The following is a 21492-nucleotide window of genomic DNA, read 5'->3' as shown; positions in this document are numbered from 1 at the left end:
AACGGCTGATATTTCATTCGTAGGGCAACTCACCAAAAAGCCCGATCATCAGATCTCCATCATAGAATGAAAAATCAATTTCAACATATTGGTCTGGATGGCGAGGTAAGGCTCGCCCATCGTTTGGTCCGTTTTTAGTGTGCCCGCAAACGTGTTCACCACTTTCCTTTATGTAAGGGAGGACGACTAAACGCCCATGGTTTTTGGAAAGAATAGTGCCCTCTTTCCATATAGTTTGACCGCCCCGTGCTTGGGAGGCTGATATTTCCTTGATCAGCCAACCGATCTCATCACCCTCGTACCAAAAAACAATCCCGTTAGAAACTAGCACGCGTTCCCCGCGTTCAAGCGTGTCGGCAAGCAAACGTTGGACGCTCGCAAGTTGGAGCAGCTGATTGGCGCGCGGGAGAAGGATTTCGCGAATTTTCGCCTTGGTTTTTCCCCAGTGTGCAGTTGCGCTGATATTGAAACCGTTGGCTATTTTTGCACGTTCCGCAATCATGGCTGCTTTCTCACCGGCAAAGTATGGTTTCGACCAGACATCGTCGGGGCCAAGGTAGAGTAAATCATGAGACCAGCGATTATTGACCCTGCTAACTTTTACGACTTTTAGGTAGGGCATAGCAGCAAGCTGAACAGAAAGATCATGTCGATGCCGTTCAGATTCCGGCGCGATCTTTAGAGACGAAGCGTCGGGCCGGTCGTCATCAGCATGACGTCGTATTGCTTCTTGTAGCATCAACGATTCTTCGGCTTGCAAACGCTGTTTTGCCTGCAGCGTCTTATCTATCTTGAGTTCCAAAGACCGCTTTAGACTGTCGTCCATGGTTCGTCCTGAAAACACCTGCCGCAGGGTCACATTCAGCGTTTCTGCAGCAGATATTGCAGAACCCCGATCAGGGTAATGATCAGCGAATACCATGTCACCATCGCCAGGCACTAGACGATCACGCCAAGTTGGTGACGAATCTCCATTATCGACAAACTCTTGCATGAACCAACGCTCGTGCAACGGACGGTATCGCGGCCATACAGCGAGGATGACGTCGGAAGAGCGGTTTAGATCTGACCATTTTACCATAAACTAGCCCATCGATTGGAAGTCCGTGTTGCTTGATCCAGATTAGTCAGTGTTGGACAAGCAAGCCAGCGGCTAAACTAAAACGAACGTCAAAAATGCGAATTGCAGGCTATCTGTGTCTACCGATTGTCCCATGTACGCGTTTGCGTAGGAGTCATATGCGAACTCTCGCGACTGTGCGCACTACGCCAAATGGGTAGCAAAGTGTTCCCATTCCACAACTTTGACGATAGGGTAAAACAGTATTTTCTTTGAGTATTATCAAGATGTTTCTAGAGACGCTAACCCCTGATTTGACAATCAACGAAGTTTTGGGACTCCCAAAGACAGAAATTCGAGCAGACATTGACCAAATCTATCGAATGTTTGAGCTGGAACGAACAATTCGTTTTTTTGGACAATACCATTGGGAAACTGAAACGAGCGAAGCTGAAGTTAAGCCAGGGGAGTTAGCTCTCGAGAATGTCGCAGCGCATACGTTTCAAGTTGCAAGCTCCGTTCAGCTTCTTGCACCGCACTTCCAAAAGTTGAACAAGGCAAAGGCTATTGAACTCGCGCTTTTGCATGACCAGCTCGAGGTTTTTACAGGCGACAAAGACCCTGTGGGAGAAGACGGTTATTCTACCTACCAGCACAGAGAGCCGTCTACAATTTTAAGCGTTTTAAGATTTTTTTGAGTGCATTTGGCGTATCTAATATGCTGCTTCAAGCTTCAGCCGCATTCATTGTGAGAATACGCGCAGAGCCGGGATTTGTTGAGCTAATTGATGCGTATGCTGGGCTTGCGCAAAAATATCCGAGCGAAACTGACCTCAGGTATCATACGGCGAATGCAGTTAGGAAAGCTACTTTTGATTGGGCACAATTGGCCCTTAGACAAACTGGCAGTCTTACAGATCCAACCGAAATTGAAGCCCTAGAAATAGGAGATGCAAGTGCGGAATTGGCTGCAATCCTTTCGGATGAACATGGGTTGTCACGTAGAACCCATAGTGAAGAGCCATCCAATGAACAACAAGTTGTAAAGGCGGTAGATATGCAAGCTAAATTGAACGTTCTCGTACTAAACGCAACGCCCGATGATCAAGGCCGCATCAGGGCTGATCGTGAAGCGGCGCTTCTTGAAGAACAGCTGGAAATGGTGAAGTCTCCAAGACGTGATCTGACCGTAGTTCAGAAATTTGCTGTCCGCCTAGATCAGATCCAAAAGGAATTGCTCAACAACGAACCCATGGTACTTCATTTTAGTGGCCACGGCGATGTTGGAGTTTTGTTGTTTGAAGACAGGGAAGGCAACACCTCGGAGATTGATGGAGAGGTTCTTGCAGAGATCCTAGGTGCATACGGAAATCTCGAGTGCGTCGTACTGCATGCGTGCCTAACCGAGGATGTCGCTCAAGCTTGTCGGAAGCACGTTGATACTGTCGTGGGTTCCGTTGACTCGATTAATGACCTGACTGCTCCAAAATTTACCTATGCATTCTACCAGGCGTTGGCACATGGTCGCTCCTACGAAAATGCCTTCAGGATGGGTGTTGCTGAAGTTTCTACCGTCAGCCGAGAAGAAGCTGATAAATACCGATTACTGACTTAAAAACTCATCACGAAAGCGTTCACGCGGATTTGGCAGTATGCTGAGATCCCATGATATGCGTAGCAAACCTAGACTTAAATTGGTGACGCCAAGACTCGATTTTCAACAGCGATTTTTGATACCGGTTCTAAGTTCTCGTAATTGTTGATGCCTGAAGGAACCTGGACCCATCTTGGCGAACGATGAGTGGGAATGTGTGATATCAACTTGTCTGGCTCAGAACATTCGTATGACGTTAAAAGCACAACTGAATTACCAGCTTCGTCCTGATCTAGCCGTTTAATGCACTGTAGCGAATGATCTGCCATCAAAGATGTGAGGCCGTCGAGGTCTTCCTTCGACAGTGTGGTTTGCTCCGCCAAAGTCCGTCGAGATGCTTCGTCAAATCCAAATGGATCGGTGGAAAATAAATCTGCATCCATGCCTTTCAAGTATCCCCCAAAACCTAGTGAGCGTCCTGAAGCTTCATTGGCTGTTAGCATCGAGTTCATGCTTAGAAACTTGTCCAAACATTTGATTGTTACAAGCAATCTGATGTGTATTAGAGATGGCTCTTTCTCGACTTCGAGCAATGGAAGTTGGCGCGTGAACGCCTTCGCGAGTCCTGAAAAAGGAGCGACTGTTGCGCCTGCAGTCCACATAGCATCAATATCTTCTTGCGCTGCACAGATCACATCAAACTACTTTAACTGATATGCTCTTAGTGGCGCAACATACTCATCATTGTCAGTTTTTGTTTTGCTCAACTGCTCCCGTAGCACAAATCGGCCGGGTCCGGTGCGCGCAAAAATGGTTCTCTTGCGGTTGCGGAGCAAATCTTCAGACAAACGAGCCTGTAGCGTCTTGTACTGTGTCTTTCCAAAGAGATGCTCCGGTACTAGCTGCAGTCGATAAGCAGCATCCAAAATCTCACGTGCTGACAAGGGCTGGCGAGACTTCTGCAGTACTGATTGGGCAATCTGAAGATATGAATTCATGGTTTTAGCATTTGGCTGCGATACGCTTACTTAAGATTTGGCTTTCGAAAATCGCTTGTAAGCATAGTGGCATCCTAGCGGAGAAAATCCAAGAAGAATGAAGGGCAGCACGATTGGAAGGGATGAGTCACACGGCCATCCATTTGAGCGATAGACCAAAATAAATAGAGCCAGCCGAGCAAACTAGCTCGAGAAAGGACAAAAACCTGTCGTAAAGGAACGATCAGGTGTCATTCGTCAAAGAGGAAAAAGTGGTGAGCCGTGATGGGTTCGAACCATCGACCTACTGATTAAAAGTCAGTTGCTCTACCAACTGAGCTAACGGCCCACTCCGCGTGCTATTAGAAACCGTAGCGCGAGGGGTCAACCCCTAATCATACGGCAAGACTGGATTCATGAACTTAGCTCAACTATATGCGCCCACATGACACAGACTTCCCCTTCCCACCTGCCCTTCATGAAAATGCACGGGCTAGGCAACGATTTCGTCGTGATTGATGAACGTGACGGCGTCTCACGCGTCACTCCAGCGATTGTTGCGGCTATTGCCGATCGTCACCGCGGCGTGGGGTTCGACCAATTGGCGGTAATGACCAAGCGTGGGAATACTGATGTCCATCTGACGTTTTATAATTCTGACGGCAGCACTGCGGGCGCCTGTGGTAATGCGACTCGTTGCATTGCACGTCACATCATGGACGAATCGGGTAAGGCCGACCTGACGTTGACGACGGAACGTGGAACGCTCTTTGCGCGCGACGCTGGCGATCAGTTGACGTCTGTCAACATGGGGCACCCACAACTGACGTGGCAGGACGTACCGCTTGCAGAGGATGTTGACCTCAATGCCTTGCCAATCGACGGCGCGCCGCTGGCGACCGGTATGGGCAACCCGCATTGCACATTCTTCGTTGAAAACGCCGACGCAATCGACCTTGAGGCGCGTGGCGCTGAGTTAGAACATCACCCACTTTACCCTGAACGCACCAATGTGCAGTTCGCTCACCTTGTCGGGCCCGACCATCTACGCATGCGTGTTTGGGAACGCGGCGTTGGCGTAACGCTAGCGTCTGGTTCTTCGTCCTGCGCGACTGCCGTTGCCGCACATCGCAAAGGGCTTACCGGCAAATCCGTCCGCATCGACCTCGACGGTGGCACGATCCACATCGACTGGCGCGATGACGGCGTCTGGATGACAGGGCCCACCGCCCACGTCTTTGACGGTATCTGGCACTTATGAACGCACCAAAGTTCACCACCCTCGGCTGCCGCCTTAACGCCTATGAAACCGAAGCCATGAAAGAGCTCGCGGGTGCTGCAGGCGTTCAAAACGCGGTCGTTGTGAACACCTGCGCCGTCACCGCTGAGGCCGTGCGCAAGGCTAAGAAAGAAATTCGCAAGCTGCGCCGCGAAAATCCAGACGCGACATTGATCGTAACAGGCTGCGCCGCGCAGACCGAACCGGAAACCTTTGTGGCCATGCCCGAGGTCAGCAAGGTCATCGGCAACACCGAAAAGATGCAGCCCGAAACATGGAACGGCATGGCGCCTGACCTCATCGGGCAAACCGAACCGGTGCAGGTCGACGACATCATGTCGGTCACTGAAACCGCTGGACACCTGATCGACGGTTTCGGCACCCGCTCCCGCGCTTACGTGCAGGTGCAAAACGGCTGCGATCACCGCTGCACGTTTTGCATTATCCCCTATGGCCGTGGCAATTCACGCTCCGTTCCCGCAGGTGTTGTTGTTGAACAGATCAAACGGCTGGTTGGCAAAGGCTACAATGAAGTCGTGCTTACGGGCGTTGATCTCACGTCTTGGGGGGCTGATCTCCCAGCGGAGCCAAAACTTGGCGATCTCGTCATGCGTATTCTGAAGTTAGTCCCCGACCTGCCGCGCCTGCGGATCAGCTCCATCGATTCGATTGAGGTGGACGAAAACCTGATGCAGGCCATCGCCACTGAACCACGCTTGATGCCGCACCTCCATCTGTCGCTTCAACACGGTGATGACCTGATCCTGAAACGTATGAAACGCCGCCATCTGCGTGATGATGCGATCAAGTTTTCTGAAGACGCCCGGAAACTGCGCCCCGATATGACCTTCGGCGCAGATATCATTGCGGGCTTCCCAACAGAAACCGAAGCGCATTTTGAAAACTCTCTAAGACTCGTCGATGATTGCGCCCTGACTTGGCTGCACGTGTTTCCCTATTCGCCCCGCCAAGGCACCCCCGCCGCACGGATGCCCGCGGTGAACGGCAAAGACATCAAAGCTCGCGCCGCACGCCTTCGTGCGGCTGGCGATCAAGCCGTTGCCAAGCATCTGTCCCAGCAAATCGGCAAAACCCATCATATCCTGATGGAGAACCCCCGCATGGGCCGCACCGAACAATTCACCGAAGTAACGTTTGATACTGACCAACCGGAATCCCAAATCGTCACCGCGAGAATCATGGGCTCACGCGGCGATCAGCTGACAGCATGACCTATCCCATCCTCTATTCCTTTCGCCGATGCCCCTACGCGATGCGCGCCCGCCTCGCGATTGCATCCAGCGGCCTGACGGTTGAGTTGCGCGAAATCCTTTTGCGCGACAAAGCCCCCCAATTTCTTGAAGCATCCCCGAAAGGCACGGTTCCAGTTCTCGTTGCCGACACGATTGTCGAGGAATCCTATGACGTCATGCGTTGGGCGTTGGAACAGTCAGACCCCGAAAACCTGCTGCCCCCAATGACCGAACAAGCATACACCCTGATCGAGGAATCCGACGGGCCATTTAAGACCGCGCTGGATCACACTAAGTATGCCGTCCGCCATCCCGAACTGGACCCAGCTGAGAGCAGAGCGACAGCCGCAACCTTTATCGCAAAGCTTGATTCTCAGCTGAATGGTAAACTTTGGTTGTTCGGCGATGACCCGTCGCTGGCCGACCTCGCCATTCTGCCCTTCGTGCGCCAGTTCGCCCATACCGACATTGATTGGTGGAATGCCCAGCCCTTCACCCACGCGCAAACTTGGCTAGCGGCGTTCAAAGCATCTGAACGGTTTACGTCGATCATGACGAAATACACCCCTTGGAAAACGGGGGATGACGTGGTCCTGTTCCCGTAACAAAGGAACACCGCCATGCACCCCAACCCGATCTACCGCAGAACACCAGAAGACCGTGCAATCGAATTTGTGCGCGAACGCGCCTTTGGTCAGATCACGGCAATGGGCCCCGACGGATTGCTAGCATCCCACGTTCCCGTCCTGCTTTCCGATGATGCCACCACGCTCGACCTTCACTTGGTACGCTCAAACCCCATCACGCGTGCGTTGTCCGAACCCCTGACGGTACTCCTCGCGATTACAGGGCCGGATGGCTATGTTTCGCCGGATTGGTACGGCGCTGACGACCAAGTCCCAACATGGAATTACGTTTCTGTCCACATTCGCGGCACGTTGGAAAAGCTTGACCAAGACATGATCCGTGATGTGTTGGACCGCCAGTCGGCTCTGTTTGAAAACCAGCTTCCCAAAACGCCGTGGACGACCCAGAAAATGACGCCAGAAGTCCTCGACAAAATGATGCGCCAGATTGTTCCCTGCCGTTTGACCATCACGGATATTCAAAGCACCTTTAAGCTCAACCAAAACAAACCTGACGACGTGCGCCTGCGCGCCGCTGATGAAATGGCGCAAAGCGGCATCGGTATGGAAACAAGCGCCCTTGCCGACCTTATGCGCAACCCACCTAACGACGACTGAAAGGACACCTCATGAAGCTCATCATGTCCCCACCCTCCCCGTTCGCCCGCAAAGCCCGCGTGTTATTGCGTGAAACTGGGCTGATTGACCGTGTCGAAGAGGAGCAAGTTTCATCAACGCCGCTAAATTCTGCTCCCGAAATTCTGGCTGCGAATCCCTTGGGGAAAATACCGGCTCTCATCCGTGAAGATGGCCCTGCAATCTACGACAGCCGCGTGATAACACGCTACCTGGACGATATGGCCGATGCTGGTCTTTACCCCGCAACCAGCCTCTACGAAGTCCTAACGCTTGAGGCGACCGCAGACGAGCTAATGGTCGTGACCGTCGGCATGATCTACGGCGAACGCTTCCGCGACGACGCACCTGAATGGGTTGACGCCCAATGGGGCAAGGCATCCCGCGCCATAGCCGCAATAAACAGCCGTTGGATGAGCCACCTGAACGGTCCACTTAATATGGCCCAAATCGCGGTTTCCTGTGCTCTCTCCTACGTCGATCTGCGTCACGACGCCCGCAATTGGCGCCACGGCAACGAATCTTTGGCCAACTGGCAGGCCGAATTTGAGAACCGCGACTCTATGCAGGCGACCAAACCCACCTAAGGGCCAATCGCCGCATGCGACGAACTGTGCTTGAATCTTGCTGGACCTGCGCAGTGTTGGCCGCTAAGAACCAAACGGAATGAATGTCCCTTTTGAGGGGCTTTCGTCGTATTTGACGGGCAAAAGCCCCAGAATCCGGAGTTAGATAGGTGTCTACAGCAGAAGACGATCACACAACGCGCCGCGACTTTATTTATTATGCAACCGCTGGCGCTGGTGCAGTTATCACGGGTGCCTCGGTTTGGCCGCTCGTAAATCAAATGAACCCATCCGCAGATGTTCTTGCGCTTGCTTCGATTCGACAGGACGTAAGTGCCGTTGAGCCGGGCATGCAGCTTACAGTGCTGTGGCAGGGCAAACCCGTTTTTATCCGTCACCGGACAGGGTCAGAAATCGCAGAAGCTCAGGCGCAAGACGCCGAAGCAGCGGAATTTATCGACGGTTTCGCCCGCAATGAAAACTTGGAGGCGACGGCTGATGCATCTGACGCCAACCGCGTAATGCCATCCCCTGAAGGCGAAGCCGACGGCGCATGGATTGTTCAAATGGGTGTTTGTACACACCTTGGCTGCGTTCCACTTGGTGACGGCGCTGGTGATTTTGGTGGTTGGTTCTGCCCATGTCACGGCTCTCACTACGATTTGGCTGGCCGCATTCGTAAAGGCCCCGCGCCAGAGAACCTTCCGGTTCCGCCTGCGCGTTGGGTTGACGCAACAACTATCGAACTCGGTTAAGGAGATAGACACATGGGTGGCATTCCCCACGACCATTACGAACCGAAGTCTAACGCTGAAAAGTGGCTCGAAAGCCGCCTTCCGGTAATTGGCCTCATCTACGGCACATTGATGATCCCCACACCAAAGAACCTGAACTGGATGTGGATCTGGGGCATCGTTTTGGCCTTCACACTTGTTTTGCAGATCGCAACGGGCGTTGTCCTTGTGATGCACTACACACCGCACGTCGAAATGGCGTTCTCATCTGTTGAACACTGTATGCGCGACGTGAATTCGTGTCACATGATCCGCTACTTCCACATGAACGGTGCATCACTGTTCTTCGTGGCTGTTTACGCCCACATGTTCCGCGGCCTTTACTACGGTTCATACAAAGCCCCACGCGAAGTCACGTGGATCATCGGCATGTTGATCTTCCTGTTGATGATGGCGACAGGCTTCTTGGGCTACGTTCTGCCTTGGGGTCAAATGTCCTTCCACGGTACAGCCGTTATTACTGGCCTTTTCGGTGCGATCCCGTTCATCGGTGAAAGCCTTCAGACTTGGCTCTTGGGCGCCAGCGCCGTTGGCCAACCTGCTCTGAACCGCTTCTTCTCGCTGCACTACCTTCTGCCATTCGTGATTGCGGCCCTTGTGATCGTTCACATCTGGGCGTTCCACACGACAGGCAACAACAACCCAACAGGTGTTGAGGTTCGTCGCGGTTCCAAAGAAGAAGCTGAGAAAGACACGCTTCCGTTCTGGCCTTACTTCGTGATCAAGGATCTGTTCGCGCTGTCCGTCATTCTGACGGTCTTCGTAGCAATCGTTGGCTTCATGCCAAACTTCCTTGGCCACCCAGACAACTACATCGAAGCCAACGCACTGGTCACACCAGCGCACATCGTTCCTGAATGGTACTTCTTGCCATTCTACGCGATCCTGCGGGCCTTCGATAACACTGTATGGGTTGTGATCTTCGCTGAGTGGATCAGCTTCGGCATCATCGACGCTAAGTTCTTTGGCGTACTGGCGATGTTCGGCGCGATCGCAGTGATGGCGCTTGTGCCTTGGCTCGACACATCCTCCACACGCTCCGGTCGCTATCGTCCGATGTTCAAGTGGTGGTTCGCCATCCTATGCGTGGACTTCATCGTCTTGATGTGGGCCGGCGCTATGCCAGCTGAGGGTATCTACCCGATCATCGCGCTCATCGGTGCTACGTACTGGTTCGCCTATTTCCTCGTAATCCTGCCGCTTCTGGGCGTTATCGAAAAGCCGATGACACCCCCAGCGACAATCGAGGACGACTTCAACGCCCACTACGGCCAAACGGCTGCTTCGGATAACTCCGCAGCATCTCCGGCTGAGTGAGAAAGGACCGATGAACATGTTCCGCAAACTCACCCTTACCGCAGCAGTTACCCTAGGCCTCGCCTCGGGTTCTGCGTACGCAGCCGGTTCCGAAGCCCACGTCGAGGATTTTGATTTCTCGTTTGAGGGTCCATTCGGTTCCTATGACACGAACCAGCTTCAGCGTGGTCTTCAGATCTACACTGAGGTTTGTTCCTCCTGTCACGGCCTGAAGTTCGTAGCGTTCCGCACATTGCATGATGAAGGCGGGCCACACCTGCCGGAAGATCAGATGCGTGCTTATGCAGAATACTACGAAGTATTCGACGAAGCGCTGTTCGACGGCGAAGGCGATTTCCGCACGGCAACGCCTGCTGATCACTTCCCTGAAAGCAATGATCCAAACGCACCTGACCTGTCTTTGATGGCTAAGGCGCGCGCTGGTTTCCACGGCCCTTACGGCACAGGTATCAACCAACTGACACGTGGCATGGGCGGCCCTGAATACATCGCTTCCCTGCTGAACGGCTATCACGAGGCACCATCTTGTGCGCCTGAGGACTTTGACGGTTACTACAACACGACCTTCGCGGCAGGCGGCTATCCTGATGAGTGTAAAGGCGACCACGGAGAGCATCTCTATCCAGGCAGCTGGATCGCAATGGCGCCACCGCTTTATGATGATCAGCTTGAGTTCAACGACGGCCATGCCGCCGATGTTGAGCACATGGCGCAGGACGTTGCTGCCTTCTTGATGTGGACAGCTGAGCCTAAGATGATGGCACGCAAGCAGGCGGGCCTCACAGGTGTGATCTTCCTGACTGTCTTGTCTGTGTTGTTGTACCTCACAAACAAACGTTTGTGGGCGCCGCACAAAGCAGCGGCCAAGCGCAAGGACTAAGCGTCTGACACAATCAAACGGAAGGCCCGCCAATTTGGCGGGCCTTTTTCGTTTTAACCAAGGTAGTCGACAAAGACGTCTGGCGGATCGCTTAGGAAGCTTTGCGTCGCGACAGGTGGCCACGCCTTGTTTGGCGAAACACCGACAATCGCATCGGCCACCCGTGCCGCATCGTTTGGGTCATGGGTCACCATCAAAACGGTACGCCCAGCCTCTTTCGCCAAGGCCACGGACAGATCCAACATCTCGGCCTTCAAGCCGGGTCCAAGGGCGCTGAACGGCTCATCCATCAGCATCACGTCACGATCCTGCAACAACGCACGCGCCAATGCCGCACGGCTCTGTTGCCCACCCGACAACTCCGCTGGTTTCCGGTCAGCTAAACCGTCCAGCCCAACGTGTTTCAGCATCGTCTCAACCCGATTGCGAACATCCGCACTCGGTTTCAGCTTTGCTCCCAAAGCCAGCGCGACGTTTTGCAAAACCGTCAAATGCGGGAACAGATTGTTGTCCTGAAACAGCATCGAAACCGGCCGCTTCGCTGGCGCCAGCTTCGTAATGTCCGTTCCCTTCCAAAACAGCGCACCCCGCGTTTGCGGCACAAACCCAGCAAGGCCGCCTAGTAACGTCGACTTGCCCGCTCCAGACGGCCCAATCACCGCAGTGACCTTTCCCGTCTGAATCCGCAAATCGGCCGCCAGCGCATACGCGCCTTGCGTGAACTCAGCTTCCTTACACCACAGCATGGGCACGGCCTCCTTTGTCAAACACCCAGAATACCCCGAGCGAAAGCGCCACCAACAACAGCGCAGCACCATAAGCCGCGTCCATCTGATACCGCCCCATCAGGTCATACATCATCAACGGCAACGTGCCTTCGCCAGGGCGCGAGAACAACGTGATGACCCCAAGGTCCCCCATCGCCAACGCACCTGTCAGCCCTGCTGCGAACCCCATCGGGCGTCGCAAACGCGGCAAATAAACGATCCGCCACAAGGCAAATCCGCTTAACCCCAACGACTGCCCTAACCGTCCAAAATCCGCCTTCGCAGATTCCACGCCAGGCCGCAGTATTCGCAGAACGAACGGCAACGCCATCAACACATTCACAACCATCGTAACGGGTAGCGCCACGGATGAGGGCCGCACAAACGGCTGCACAATCAGGAACAACCCCGTGCCCAGTACCAATCCGGACACCGAAATCCCCAACAACGACGCTGCTTCCCCCGCCTTGGTTGCCAACGGCAGTGCCAGTGCCATCGTCAACGCCACAGCCCCAAGCGCGATCATCAGCGACCGGAACGTTGCGGCCCAAATACTGCTTGGTAAGTCGGGCAAACCAGCCATCCCTGCTATCGCCACCGCGACAAGGGGCGCCAACAAAAACAACGACGCGAGCGAGATGAAAACAGCATCCAATACCTTTGAGCCATCCCAGCGCTGTACAACACGGTCAAAGCCAGCGCCCAGCATATCGCCACGCGACAACAGCAACGCCAATCCGCCTGCACCCAACCCCAAACACAGTTGCACCACCGCTAGTGACGCCGCTTTGCTGAGGTCAAAGTCAAACTTGAACGCTTGATAGATCGCAAGCTCAACCGTCGTTGCCCTTGGGCCACCCCCGAGTGTCAGGGCAACAGCAAACGACCCCAAGCAAATCACAAAGATCACTGCGAACGCACCGGGAACCACGCGCCGCAACATCGGCCATTCCAACAACCAGAACACGGGCGCCCCCAACGACGCCGCAACGCGAAACCGTTCTGATGGAACGGCGAGCCACCCTTGCAGGATCAGCCGAACAGCCAGTGGTAAATTGAAAAACACATGGGCAAGGATAACACCCTGCGCGCCGTAGATTTCCAACCTCGGCAAGCCCAAGGGCGACAATAGCAAGTTTAGCATCCCGTTGCCGCCAAACACGGCTAGCAATCCAAGGATCGCAACGATCACCGGCAAAATGAACGGTGCGCCCATAACGGATATCAATGCAGACCGACCCCAAAACGCCCTGCGTGCCAACGCGCGAGCAACAGGGATTGCCAATCCGACACTAATAAACGCTGACCAAAACGCCTGCCAAATCGTGAACTGAAGGGCGGAAACGTCAGCTGCAGACAGGGCAGTGAAACCACCGCCCCGCCACAACACCGCCGTTACGGGACCAATTATCAGCCCTGCAACGACAAGTGCTGCAATTATTGAGAAAGCGCGCTGCGCCACGCTTCAATCGCTCCGTCGCGCAAGGCGGCGGCTTCGTTTTCGTCGTAGAACAACACAGTTTCAGGCATCGGCAGTTCTTGGAAACCTTCCGGCCATTTGTCCTCTGTCAACGCAGCGGGGAAGGACCAGTTGGTTGTCGGAATCATTGTTTGGAATTCCTCGGTCAGGATGAAGGCCATGAACTGATCCGCCAATTCAGGGTTATCCGTGCCAGCCAACTTCGCCGCCAATTCAACCATGAAATAGTGACCCTCATCGAAGATCGCCGCGGACTTCGTCAGGTCTTCCTCAGCGATGATGTGGTAAGCTGGGGATGTTGTGTAAGACAGCACCACATCTGCTTCACCATCGGTGAACAAACCGTAGCTTTCAGACCAACCCTGTGTGACCGTCACGATTTTTGGCGCAAGACGCGCCCAAGCGGCTTCGGCTTCATCGCCATAAACAGCGTTTACCCAAAGAACCAAAGCAAGACCTGAGATCGACGAACGCGGGTCTTGGATGACCACGCGCACATCGTCAGGCGCGTTCAACAAGGCTTCGAATGAATCAAACCCGTCTAGCTTTGTGTTGTCATAAATGAACGCTGTGTGGCCGTAGTTAAACGGCAGGAACGTATCGTCCGCCCATTCCAGCGGCAGCGTCAGCGGTGACAAGTCCAAGCCATGTGGTGCAAACAACCCGCTCTCACGGGCACGCTTGGTGATGTCAGAGTTAAACCCAATGGCAACATCGGCCTCGGTGCGCTCACCTTCCAACAACAAACGCGGCAACAGATCGCCCGTTTGGTACTGCAAATCGCAATCACACTGCGCTTCAAATGCTTCTTCAATGCTCGGGCCTGGGCCCCATTCGGATCCGAAATAGTCAGGGGCATAAACTGTCAGAACATTCGTTTCAGCAGCAGCAACGCTGGCAAACGTCAGTCCTGCGACAGTGAGTAGGGTCTTCTTCATCTTTCTTCCTCTCATTGCGCCGAACGGAGAAAGGATGGGCAGTACCCGCTACCTTCCCTCCGCCGGTCTTAACCGGTTCAGGTTCAACGGGTCCGCCATGTGGCATCTCAGCTTCAATCAAAGCCCCCCGAGGTACGCACAGACCTAGGACGCGGCGCGAGACTTGGCAAGGGGGCGCAGCAACGCTAGACCCCTTCAAAAGGAGCCATTCATGTCGATTAACAGCTACGGACACCTATTCCGCGTCACAACTTGGGGCGAAAGCCACGGTCCTGCCTTGGGTGCAACTGTTGATGGCTGCCCTCCTGGTGTTCCGCTTACGGCACCGATGATCCAACAGTGGCTCGACAAGCGCCGCCCTGGGCAAAACAAAATGACGACCCAGCGCAATGAGCCTGATGCCGTCAAAATCCTGTCTGGCGTCTATGAAGACAAGACCACAGGCACGCCAATCCAGCTGATGATCGAAAACACTGATCAGCGATCCAAAGACTACGGTGATATCCTGAACACCTTCCGTCCCGGTCACGCCGACATCACCTACCACCAGAAATACGGCCTGCGTGACCCACGCGGCGGCGGTCGTAGTTCCGCCCGCGAAACAGCGTCCCGCGTGGCCGCAGGTGGTGTTGCACGCGAAGCGATCAAAACGCTCGCACCGAATGTCGAAATCAAAGGCTACATGGTTCAGATGGGCGAAAAGCACATCGACCGATCCCGCTTTGATTGGGACGCGATTGAGGGCAACGATTTCTGGTGCCCGGATGCGGCCGTCGTTGACGAATGGACCGACTACATCAATTGGTTGCGCAAAGACGATCACAACTCGGTCGGTGCGATGATTGAGGTCGTGGCGCGAAATGTGCCCGCTGGCATCGGTGCGCCCGTTTACGGCAAGTTAGACACTGATCTCTCCGCCGCGATGATGTCTATCAATGCCGTCAAAGGCGTTGAAATCGGCGAAGGCATGGCCGCCGCTGCCCTGACAGGTCGTGCAAACGCAGATGAAATTTTCATGGGTCCGAACGGGCCTGAATATTCCAGCAACCACGCGGGCGGCATTCTTGGCGGTATCTCAACCGGACAAGACATCGTCGTGCGTTTCGCTGTGAAACCGACGTCCAGCATCCTTAGCCCGCGTGCTTCTATCCGTATGGATGGCACGCCAACCGAAGTCGTCACAAAGGGCCGTCATGACCCCTGCGTTGGCATTCGCGCTGTGCCTGTGGGCGAGGCCATGATGGCAGCTGTTGTCCTCGATCATCTCTTGCTCGACCGAGGACAAACAGGCGGTGTGCGCGGCCAGATCGGTTAAGCAGTCGCCGCGTTCAGCGCAATATCCATCAGGTTCTGAATATCGGCGGTTGAAGTGCCAGCAACGATGCGGCCAAGTTCTTGATCGCCCTTCAAGACGACCAATGTCGAACGGCGTGGAATGTTCAGGTCGTTGACCAGTTGTGAACGGCCGAATTCGTCCCAATCAACGTCAATAAAGGTGATGGCTTCTTCATAAGAACCGTTCTCCGCCTTGAGGGCATTGATGACACGTTCTTGCGCACGACATGTTGAACACCACTCCGCCTTGAAGTCGAGGAACACCGTTTCGCCAGCGTCCAAACGTTCCTGAACTAAGCCTTCTGTATACAGCAGGTTTTCAGCCTGCGCCGCGAATGGGACCAGCGTTGTCGCACCAGCGGCAATCAAGAATTCTCTGCGTTTCATTTGGTATTCCTTTCTAAAAGCGGACCGACAGGTCCTGTAGCCAATATGGAAGATTATCCAGCAGCCAGATTTCGGCGTATTTGTGCAGCCCAATGGCAAGCACAAGACCAGTGAGAATGAACAGGACGCCCATCGCAGGGCGGGCTTTGGCCGCGACATTGCGCAACCAATCGCGGCGTGTGCGGATCGCGGCCTGCGCGCCATAGGCCAAAAGCAGAATGATCGTCGAAATGCCCAGCGCAAAGAACAACATAATAAGCGTCGCCCACCCAAGGCTTTCACCCGTCGATGCCAACGCAATCGCACCACCTAGCGTGGGCCCAACACACGGCACCCAAACCGCACCAAGCAAAACGCCGCCCATGAACTGACCGTGCAAACCACTGCGATCTAAATCATCAAGCTGCTCGTCCGCGGCACTGGCCATACCGCCAGTCGCCGAGGCGAACTTTTCTGCAAAACGCGGCACCAGCATCATGACGCCAAAGGCGATCATCAACAGCGCCCCGACAAAGGCGACCATGTCGTTATCAATACCAAGAGCACGGCCGAACGCCGCGATGCCGACGCCAAGCACAACAAACGAAAGACTAAGCCCAGCACACAGCGCGAGAGGGCCTGCACGGCTCACCTGCAACGCGCTTGCCAAAACAATCGGTAAGATCGGGAGGACACAGGGGTTTATCAGCGTCAACAACCCAGCAACATATGCGAATACTAATTCCATTGCGGCAATCTATGCCGCGCAGGCCATTCACTGTCACTTCACAAGGACGTAGGCTTTTGTTTCGACATCTGAACGGCCAGAATACCTGCAGTGATGATCAGCACCCCGATAATATCCATCGAGCCCATCTTTTCGCCCAACAGAATAGCGGCAATCAGCACACCAAAGAATGGCGTTAGAAAGTGAAACACGGCAGCAGGTGTCGCGCCGATGCGATCCACCAGAAAAAACCAAATCAGCGTCGCCAATAGGCCGGGCACCAGTACGGTGTAGCTGAACGCGACGACAAGTTGCCAATTCCATGTGACGTCGAATGTCTCAAACACCAGTGCAGGACCCCACAGTATCGCGCTTCCTACGAACATCTGGAGCGACACCACCATCAAGAAGTTTCCACCCGACGACGCGCTACGCATCGCAAGCGTGGCAACCGTAAGGGAAATGACGCTGATCGCACACAAGGCGACACCAAACAGATCAATGTCCCCTTGCAGTCGCGCGCCCATAATCAGCACCACGCCGACAACACCTGCCAGCAATCCCAATACACCCAGTGGCTTTATCTTCTCACCGAAAACCGCCCAACTTGCGAAGGCCGCAAGCAACGGCATGGTCGATGCAACAATAGACGCGAGTGACGCTTCAATTGTTTGCATCGCGACAAAATTCAAACCCAGATACAGCCCGTTTTGGGTGATGCCGAAAACAACAACGGCAACCCATTGATTGCGAGTTAGCCGCCAGTTCTGACCCATTGCCAAAGCGATCACGATACCGATTAGGCCAGATGCCAAGAACCGCAAGGCAAGCGCATGCAAAGGCGGCGCATACTGCACGATCACCCGCGCAGACGTAAACGCGGACGCCCACATAACTCCAAATGCGATGCCCATTAGTATCGCTTTGCTGTCAACTTTTTGCATCGGTTCTCCAAACGAAAAAGGGCCGCCATTTCAGGCGGCCCTCTAACCAAAATAGCGGATCAGCCTTAGCCGTTCACGCTGTCCTTGAGTGCTTTCGCGATTGTCATTTTAACAACCTTGTCAGCGTCTTTCTTGATTTGCTCACCAGTTGCTGGGTTGCGAACCATACGCTCAGGACGCTCACGGCAGTAGATTTTGCCAACGCCTGGAAGCGTAACAGCGCCACCGCCGGAAACTTCGCGAGTGATCAGGCCGACAATCGCGTCCAGTGCTGCGGATGCGGATTTCTTGTCTGTACCCATGTCCTCAGCAAGTGTTGCTACCAGCTGTGTCTTTGTCATTGGTTTCGTAGCCATCTTCATTCTCCTCGTTCTGCCCGTTTATTGAGCTTCTTACTTCGTCATTAGACTGTATGTGGCTATGTTCCACAACGAATAGTGCCACTTTACAAGTGAAAAACTGCATATTGTGGGTAAAATCGCCATTTTTCCTGCATTATAGGAAGGCAGTTTCCTCAAATGAGCGCAATTTCCGGCTGTGAATCCGCTCCAACGGCATCTCGCGAAGACGCTCCATCGCGCGAATTCCGATCATCAAATGCCGCGAAACCTGCGTTTTGTAGAAATCTGACGCCATTCCAGGCAGCTTCAACTCTCCATGTAACGGTTTGTCAGACACGCAAAGTAACGTGCCATATGGCACGCGGAACCGGAAACCATTGGCCGCGATTGTTGCACTTTCCATATCCAACCCAATAGCACGCGATTGACTCAGACGTTGAACGGGGCCGGATTGGTCTCGCAGTTCCCAGTTGCGGTTATCAATCGTCGCAACTGTCCCCGTCCGCATGATCCGCTTAAGTTCATACCCAGAAAGCTCAGTGACTGAGGCCACTGCCTCCTCCAAGGCGATCTGAATTTCGGCCAGCGCTGGGATTGGCATCCAAACAGGCAAATCATCATCCAACACATGGTCTTCACGCAGGTACCCATGGGCGAGAACGAAATCACCAAGGCGCTGCGAGTTACGCAAACCGGCACAATGCCCAACCATCAACCAAGCATGCGGCCGCAATACTGCAATATGATCGGTCGCGGTCTTCGCATTACTTGGCCCAACGCCAATGTTCACCAAAGTAATGCCGCCCTGCCCTTCGCGACACAAATGATAGGTTGGCATTTGAGGCATTTTTTCCGGCACGTTCAAAGGCGCATCGGCATCTGTGATCACTTGGTTTCCGGTGCTTACAAACGACGTGTAACCGCTGTCCGGATCGGCAAGCATTTTACGTGCGTATGCCTCAAATTCTTCGACATAAAACTGGTAGTTCGTGAATAGGACGTGATTTTGAAAATGCTCTGCTTGGGTTGCCGTGTAGTGTTGCAACCGCGCAAGCGAGTAATCAATCCGTTGAGCTGTAAACGGCGCCAACGGGCTGGACCCATCTTGGTGATGAAAATCGACGCCATTCACGATGTCATCGTTAGTCGTGGCAAGGTCAGGCACGTCAAAAACATCCCGCAGAGTGAACTTCAGCGCACCCTCTTGCGGCACCGCGATCTCACCTGAAACCGCAAAATGCATCGGCATCGGGGTCAACGAAACACCGATCACCACGGGTTCGTCGTGATTTTCGATCAACAATCCGATCTGCTGCAACAAGTACCCTTCAAACAGGTCTGGCCGCGTCACGGTGGTTGAATAAATTCCAGGGCCTGCGACGTGACCAAAACTTAACCGCGTATCGGTTTGCGCATAGGTCGACGTGCGAATGCGAATCTCGGGGTAGAACGCGCGAAACCGCGTGTCCGGCCGTGTGCCCGCAACATGTTCCGAAAACGTTTCAGACAAAAATGTAACCGCGATCTGGTAAAGCTCTTGCAGGCGTTTAACAGCCGCCTTCGGGTCTCTGAATTCCTGAGCAGCCGGGACTTCGGGCGAAACTACGGGCAGATGTGCGTCAGATTTCATCATTGGGCGTACCTTCTTATATTATTGTTCTTATGCGCGACGAAAAAGGCCGCAGAACAAGCTGCGGCGGCATTCGTCAAATGTATCTGTGTATTCATGCACCATATTGCCACCAGAATATGACACTCTGCAAGCCCCGGTTATGAGACGCAAAATGTCGTTTTTCCTCTAGTCAGAAGCCCTGTCCTCGTATTGTCTGCAATCAAGGAGAGCTAAAATGTCCGTCACCGAACTCAAAACAAACCTATCTAACTGGCAAGAACGCGTTGATCTCGCCGCTGCATTTCGGTGGACTGCACGCTTGAATATGCACGAAGGGGTGGCGAACCACTTTAGCCTCGCCATCAACGATGATGGCACCAAGTTCCTCATGAACCCCAATCAAATGCATTTCAGCCGGATCAAAGCCAGCGATCTAATCGTCGTAGACGCCAACGACCCTGAAACGCTGTCTGGCCCGAATGCCCCCGATCCGACTGCTTGGGGGCTCCACGGTGGCATTCATCGCCACTGCCCGCACGCGCGTTGCGCAATGCATGTCCATTCGATCCACGCGACCGTTCTGGCCGCCCTCAAAGACAGTCGCTTGCTTCCGATTGATCAAAACTGTGCGACATTCTTCAACCGATACGTGATTGATGACCACTATGGTGGCTTGGCTTTTGAGGAGGAAGGCGAACGCTGTGCGGACCTCCTGACCGACCCCAAACAGAAGGTCATGATCATGGGCAACCACGGAATCATGATCATCGGCGCAACGGTGGCCGAAACCTTTAACCGCCTCTATTATTTCGAACGTGCGGCGGAAACCTACATCCGCGCCCTGCAAACCGGTCAACCATTGCGCGTGCTCTCAGACGACGTCGCTGAAAAAACCGCGCAAGAAGTCGAAGACTATCCCGAACAAGACGAACGTCACCTGTCCGAGCTCAAAGCGATCTTGGATGAGGAAGGTTCTGGCTATGCCAGCTGATTCCGCACCCCCTAAACGGCAAGAATGGAACCACTTGCCAGAGACGCCGATTGTGGTGTCCCCGCTATGGCAATGGCCACCAAAACCACTGGCAGTTCTAAGGTGGTACTTCGACAGTTGGTTCTTCATCACCATCAACCTGATGATTGTAGGCATTTCATTTGCGGTGCTTTTTTGGGCCAGTCCCACATTAGAAACCACCAGCACACCGGGCCTCTGGATCGCGGGGATATGGCTCCGAAACGCTATAATAGTGTCTATCGTTGCAGGTATCTTACACCTTTGGTTCCACAAATACGCCGTGCAAGGCACTGACCTAAAATATGATCCACGCCCGTTTCCGCGCATGGGCCGCATGTTCACATTCGACAGCCAATTGAAGGACAACATCTTTTGGACCATCGCATCTGGCGTGACGATCTGGTCTCTGTTTGAATCACTCATGTGGTGGTCGATGGCGAATGGCTATGCCTCCGTCATCACATTCCAGACCAACCCAGTTTGGTTTATCGCAATTTTCTTCCTCATCCCTGTTTGGGAGAGCTTCTATTTCTACTGGATGCACCGCTTCTTGCACACCAACGTCATGTACCGCTTCCACGCGCTGCATCACCGCAACAACGACATTGGCCCGTGGTCTGGCCTGTCCATGCACCCAGTTGAGCACCTTTTTTACTTCGGTTCAGTCCTCATTCACTTCGCCATCGCCTCCCATCCGGTGCACATCATCTTCCACCTCGCGTTCTACGGTCTCTCGGCGGTCACCACCCATACTGGGTTCGAGAGCGTGCTGTTCCGCAACAAAAAACGCCTTAAGCTGGGCATGTTTCACCACCAAATCCACCACCGCTATTTCGAATGCAACTACGGCAACCTCGATGTTCCGTGGGACATTCTATTCGGCAGCTGGCACGATGGCACGCCTGATGGGAAAGCCAAATTGTCCGAACGACTAAAAGCGCGGAGACGCGCATGATCTTTGTTGAAAACCTCAAACGTTGGACCAGCA

Annotated in this window: 24 protein-coding genes, 1 tRNA gene and 1 riboswitch; of the genes, 13 read left to right on the top strand and 12 right to left on the bottom strand. The window is 53.9% G+C overall.

Annotated features, from left to right (window positions below; genetic code table 11):
* Nucleotides 1-13 precede the first annotated feature (13 nt).
* The gene (locus OCA8868_RS12615; RefSeq protein WP_218822685.1) at nt 14-994 is read right to left on the bottom strand and encodes a hypothetical protein; all 981 of its coding nucleotides are present in this window, start codon (nt 992-994) and stop codon (nt 14-16) included.
* 338 nt (nt 995-1332) lie between these two features.
* Here OCA8868_RS12615 and OCA8868_RS12610 point away from each other — a divergent pair, with 338 nt between their 5' ends.
* Together OCA8868_RS12610 and OCA8868_RS12605 are read left to right on the top strand one after the other, a co-directional pair.
* The gene (locus tag OCA8868_RS12610) at nt 1333-1758 is read left to right on the top strand and encodes an HD domain-containing protein (RefSeq protein WP_143849625.1); all 426 of its coding nucleotides are present in this window, start codon (nt 1333-1335) and stop codon (nt 1756-1758) included.
* Between the two features lie 20 nt (nt 1759-1778).
* On the top strand, nt 1779-2675 hold the full coding sequence (locus tag OCA8868_RS12605) for a CHAT domain-containing protein (protein WP_093996940.1): 897 nt from the start codon (nt 1779-1781) through the stop codon (nt 2673-2675).
* A gap of 74 nt (nt 2676-2749) precedes the next feature.
* Here the strand turns inward: OCA8868_RS12605 and OCA8868_RS12600 are convergent, their stop codons facing one another.
* The 3 genes from OCA8868_RS12600 to OCA8868_RS12590 all read right to left on the bottom strand — a co-directional run bounded on the left by OCA8868_RS12600 (nt 2750) and on the right by OCA8868_RS12590 (nt 3980).
* Nucleotides 2750-3349, bottom strand: coding sequence for a hypothetical protein (locus OCA8868_RS12600; RefSeq protein ID WP_093996939.1), 600 nt, complete (start codon nt 3347-3349; stop codon nt 2750-2752).
* 6 nt (nt 3350-3355) lie between these two features.
* Nucleotides 3356-3652 carry a winged helix-turn-helix domain-containing protein gene (locus tag OCA8868_RS17040; RefSeq protein ID WP_093996938.1) on the bottom strand — a complete coding sequence of 99 codons (297 nt, stop codon included), beginning with the start codon at nt 3650-3652 and terminating at the stop codon, nt 3356-3358.
* A gap of 252 nt (nt 3653-3904) precedes the next feature.
* Nucleotides 3905-3980: transfer RNA gene (locus tag OCA8868_RS12590), tRNA-Lys, on the bottom strand.
* Between the two features lie 96 nt (nt 3981-4076).
* On the opposite strand from OCA8868_RS12590, the gene dapF reads away from it, so the two are divergent.
* The 8 genes from dapF to OCA8868_RS12550 all read left to right on the top strand — a co-directional run bounded on the left by dapF (nt 4077) and on the right by OCA8868_RS12550 (nt 10982).
* Complete coding sequence (gene dapF, locus OCA8868_RS12585; RefSeq protein ID WP_093996937.1) at nt 4077-4892, top strand: diaminopimelate epimerase; 816 nt, start codon at nt 4077-4079, stop codon at nt 4890-4892.
* The gene (gene mtaB / locus OCA8868_RS12580; protein ID WP_093996936.1) at nt 4889-6142 is read left to right on the top strand and encodes a tRNA (N(6)-L-threonylcarbamoyladenosine(37)-C(2))-methylthiotransferase MtaB; all 1254 of its coding nucleotides are present in this window, start codon (nt 4889-4891) and stop codon (nt 6140-6142) included. Before dapF ends, mtaB begins: the two co-directional genes overlap by 4 nt.
* On the top strand, nt 6139-6768 hold the full coding sequence (locus OCA8868_RS12575; RefSeq protein WP_093996935.1) for a glutathione S-transferase: 630 nt from the start codon (nt 6139-6141) through the stop codon (nt 6766-6768). Before mtaB ends, OCA8868_RS12575 begins: the two co-directional genes overlap by 4 nt.
* 15 nt (nt 6769-6783) lie before the next feature.
* On the top strand, nt 6784-7407 hold the full coding sequence (locus OCA8868_RS12570; protein WP_093996934.1) for an FMN-binding negative transcriptional regulator: 624 nt from the start codon (nt 6784-6786) through the stop codon (nt 7405-7407).
* An 11-nt stretch (nt 7408-7418) separates the two neighbouring features.
* Nucleotides 7419-8012, top strand: a complete 594-nt coding sequence (locus OCA8868_RS12565; protein ID WP_093996933.1) for a glutathione S-transferase — start codon at nt 7419-7421, stop codon at nt 8010-8012.
* 149 nt (nt 8013-8161) lie between these two features.
* Nucleotides 8162-8746 carry a ubiquinol-cytochrome c reductase iron-sulfur subunit gene (petA, locus tag OCA8868_RS12560; protein WP_093996932.1) on the top strand — a complete coding sequence of 195 codons (585 nt, stop codon included), beginning with the start codon at nt 8162-8164 and terminating at the stop codon, nt 8744-8746.
* A gap of 12 nt (nt 8747-8758) precedes the next feature.
* The gene (locus tag OCA8868_RS12555) at nt 8759-10102 is read left to right on the top strand and encodes a cytochrome b (RefSeq protein ID WP_093996931.1); all 1344 of its coding nucleotides are present in this window, start codon (nt 8759-8761) and stop codon (nt 10100-10102) included.
* A gap of 10 nt (nt 10103-10112) precedes the next feature.
* Nucleotides 10113-10982, top strand: a complete 870-nt coding sequence (locus OCA8868_RS12550; protein ID WP_093996930.1) for a cytochrome c1 — start codon at nt 10113-10115, stop codon at nt 10980-10982.
* Between the two features lie 53 nt (nt 10983-11035).
* Here OCA8868_RS12550 and OCA8868_RS12545 read toward each other — a convergent pair whose 3' ends face one another.
* The 3 genes from OCA8868_RS12545 to OCA8868_RS12535 are packed head-to-tail and all read right to left on the bottom strand — an operon-like array spanning nt 11036 to nt 14167.
* Nucleotides 11036-11728 (bottom strand): thiamine ABC transporter ATP-binding protein, encoded by a 693-nt coding sequence (locus tag OCA8868_RS12545; protein WP_093996929.1) that lies wholly within the window; start codon nt 11726-11728, stop codon nt 11036-11038.
* Entirely contained in the window at nt 11715-13211 is a 1497-nt protein-coding gene (locus tag OCA8868_RS12540) for an ABC transporter permease family protein (RefSeq protein ID WP_093996928.1), read from the bottom strand. The genes OCA8868_RS12545 and OCA8868_RS12540 overlap by 14 nt, the downstream gene beginning before the upstream one ends.
* Nucleotides 13187-14167, bottom strand: coding sequence for a thiamine ABC transporter substrate-binding protein (locus OCA8868_RS12535; protein ID WP_093996927.1), 981 nt, complete (start codon nt 14165-14167; stop codon nt 13187-13189). The genes OCA8868_RS12540 and OCA8868_RS12535 overlap by 25 nt, the downstream gene beginning before the upstream one ends.
* 37 nt (nt 14168-14204) lie before the next feature.
* Nucleotides 14205-14307, bottom strand: a riboswitch (TPP riboswitch).
* 71 nt (nt 14308-14378) lie between these two features.
* Between OCA8868_RS12535 and aroC the strand changes: the two genes are divergently transcribed.
* Nucleotides 14379-15482 (top strand): chorismate synthase, encoded by a 1104-nt coding sequence (gene aroC / locus OCA8868_RS12530; protein ID WP_093996926.1) that lies wholly within the window; start codon nt 14379-14381, stop codon nt 15480-15482.
* On the opposite strand, the gene OCA8868_RS12525 is transcribed toward aroC, so the two are convergent.
* The 5 genes from OCA8868_RS12525 to OCA8868_RS12505 form a co-directional block, all read right to left on the bottom strand.
* Nucleotides 15479-15889 carry a thioredoxin family protein gene (locus OCA8868_RS12525; protein ID WP_093996925.1) on the bottom strand — a complete coding sequence of 137 codons (411 nt, stop codon included), beginning with the start codon at nt 15887-15889 and terminating at the stop codon, nt 15479-15481. The two genes, aroC and OCA8868_RS12525, sit on opposite strands and share 4 nt — an antisense overlap.
* 13 nt (nt 15890-15902) lie before the next feature.
* Nucleotides 15903-16616, bottom strand: a complete 714-nt coding sequence (locus tag OCA8868_RS12520; protein WP_093996924.1) for a cytochrome c biogenesis CcdA family protein — start codon at nt 16614-16616, stop codon at nt 15903-15905.
* Nucleotides 16617-16654: 38 nt separating this feature from the next.
* Complete coding sequence (locus OCA8868_RS12515; RefSeq protein ID WP_245848240.1) at nt 16655-17539, bottom strand: DMT family transporter; 885 nt, start codon at nt 17537-17539, stop codon at nt 16655-16657.
* 65 nt (nt 17540-17604) lie between these two features.
* Nucleotides 17605-17895, bottom strand: coding sequence for an HU family DNA-binding protein (locus OCA8868_RS12510; protein WP_049836208.1), 291 nt, complete (start codon nt 17893-17895; stop codon nt 17605-17607).
* Nucleotides 17896-18034: 139 nt separating this feature from the next.
* On the bottom strand, nt 18035-19513 hold the full coding sequence (locus tag OCA8868_RS12505; protein ID WP_093996923.1) for an AMP nucleosidase: 1479 nt from the start codon (nt 19511-19513) through the stop codon (nt 18035-18037).
* 214 nt (nt 19514-19727) lie between these two features.
* On the opposite strand from OCA8868_RS12505, the gene OCA8868_RS12500 reads away from it, so the two are divergent.
* Nucleotides 19728-20483: a class II aldolase and adducin N-terminal domain-containing protein gene (locus OCA8868_RS12500; RefSeq protein WP_093996922.1), complete on the top strand. Its 756-nt coding sequence runs from the start codon at nt 19728-19730 to the stop codon at nt 20481-20483.
* The gene (locus OCA8868_RS12495; protein ID WP_093996921.1) at nt 20473-21459 is read left to right on the top strand and encodes a sterol desaturase family protein; all 987 of its coding nucleotides are present in this window, start codon (nt 20473-20475) and stop codon (nt 21457-21459) included. Before OCA8868_RS12500 ends, OCA8868_RS12495 begins: the two co-directional genes overlap by 11 nt.
* Nucleotides 21460-21492 lie beyond the last annotated feature (33 nt).

It is taken from the genome of Octadecabacter ascidiaceicola (genome assembly GCF_900185015.1).
In the GTDB taxonomy this organism is placed as follows: domain Bacteria; phylum Pseudomonadota; class Alphaproteobacteria; order Rhodobacterales; family Rhodobacteraceae; genus Octadecabacter; species Octadecabacter ascidiaceicola.
This window is presented reverse-complemented; position numbering and strand designations above follow the sequence as displayed.

Excerpts from the sequence above, each read along its gene's own strand:
- OCA8868_RS17040 (WP_093996938.1), bottom strand. The coding sequence starts at position 3,652 with ATGAATTCATATCTTCAGATTGCCCAATCAGTACTGCAGAAGTCTCGC.
- aroC (WP_093996926.1), top strand. The coding sequence starts at position 14,379 with ATGTCGATTAACAGCTACGGACACCTATTCCGCGTCACAACTTGGGGC.
- OCA8868_RS12535 (WP_093996927.1), bottom strand. The coding sequence starts at position 14,167 with ATGAAGAAGACCCTACTCACTGTCGCAGGACTGACGTTTGCCAGCGTT.
- OCA8868_RS12570 (WP_093996934.1), top strand. The coding sequence starts at position 6,784 with ATGCACCCCAACCCGATCTACCGCAGAACACCAGAAGACCGTGCAATC.
- OCA8868_RS12550 (WP_093996930.1), top strand. The coding sequence starts at position 10,113 with ATGAACATGTTCCGCAAACTCACCCTTACCGCAGCAGTTACCCTAGGC.
- mtaB (WP_093996936.1), top strand. The coding sequence starts at position 4,889 with ATGAACGCACCAAAGTTCACCACCCTCGGCTGCCGCCTTAACGCCTAT.
- OCA8868_RS12565 (WP_093996933.1), top strand. The coding sequence starts at position 7,419 with ATGAAGCTCATCATGTCCCCACCCTCCCCGTTCGCCCGCAAAGCCCGC.
- OCA8868_RS12525 (WP_093996925.1), bottom strand. The coding sequence starts at position 15,889 with ATGAAACGCAGAGAATTCTTGATTGCCGCTGGTGCGACAACGCTGGTC.
- OCA8868_RS12520 (WP_093996924.1), bottom strand. The coding sequence starts at position 16,616 with ATGGAATTAGTATTCGCATATGTTGCTGGGTTGTTGACGCTGATAAAC.
- OCA8868_RS12510 (WP_049836208.1), bottom strand. The coding sequence starts at position 17,895 with ATGGCTACGAAACCAATGACAAAGACACAGCTGGTAGCAACACTTGCT.
- OCA8868_RS12505 (WP_093996923.1), bottom strand. The coding sequence starts at position 19,513 with ATGATGAAATCTGACGCACATCTGCCCGTAGTTTCGCCCGAAGTCCCG.
- OCA8868_RS12515 (WP_245848240.1), bottom strand. The coding sequence starts at position 17,539 with ATGCAAAAAGTTGACAGCAAAGCGATACTAATGGGCATCGCATTTGGA.
- OCA8868_RS12575 (WP_093996935.1), top strand. The coding sequence starts at position 6,139 with ATGACCTATCCCATCCTCTATTCCTTTCGCCGATGCCCCTACGCGATG.
- OCA8868_RS12545 (WP_093996929.1), bottom strand. The coding sequence starts at position 11,728 with ATGCTGTGGTGTAAGGAAGCTGAGTTCACGCAAGGCGCGTATGCGCTG.
- OCA8868_RS12495 (WP_093996921.1), top strand. The coding sequence starts at position 20,473 with ATGCCAGCTGATTCCGCACCCCCTAAACGGCAAGAATGGAACCACTTG.
- dapF (WP_093996937.1), top strand. The coding sequence starts at position 4,077 with ATGACACAGACTTCCCCTTCCCACCTGCCCTTCATGAAAATGCACGGG.
- OCA8868_RS12555 (WP_093996931.1), top strand. The coding sequence starts at position 8,759 with ATGGGTGGCATTCCCCACGACCATTACGAACCGAAGTCTAACGCTGAA.
- OCA8868_RS12500 (WP_093996922.1), top strand. The coding sequence starts at position 19,728 with ATGTCCGTCACCGAACTCAAAACAAACCTATCTAACTGGCAAGAACGC.
- OCA8868_RS12615 (WP_218822685.1), bottom strand. The coding sequence starts at position 994 with ATGCAAGAGTTTGTCGATAATGGAGATTCGTCACCAACTTGGCGTGAT.
- OCA8868_RS12605 (WP_093996940.1), top strand. The coding sequence starts at position 1,779 with ATGCTGCTTCAAGCTTCAGCCGCATTCATTGTGAGAATACGCGCAGAG.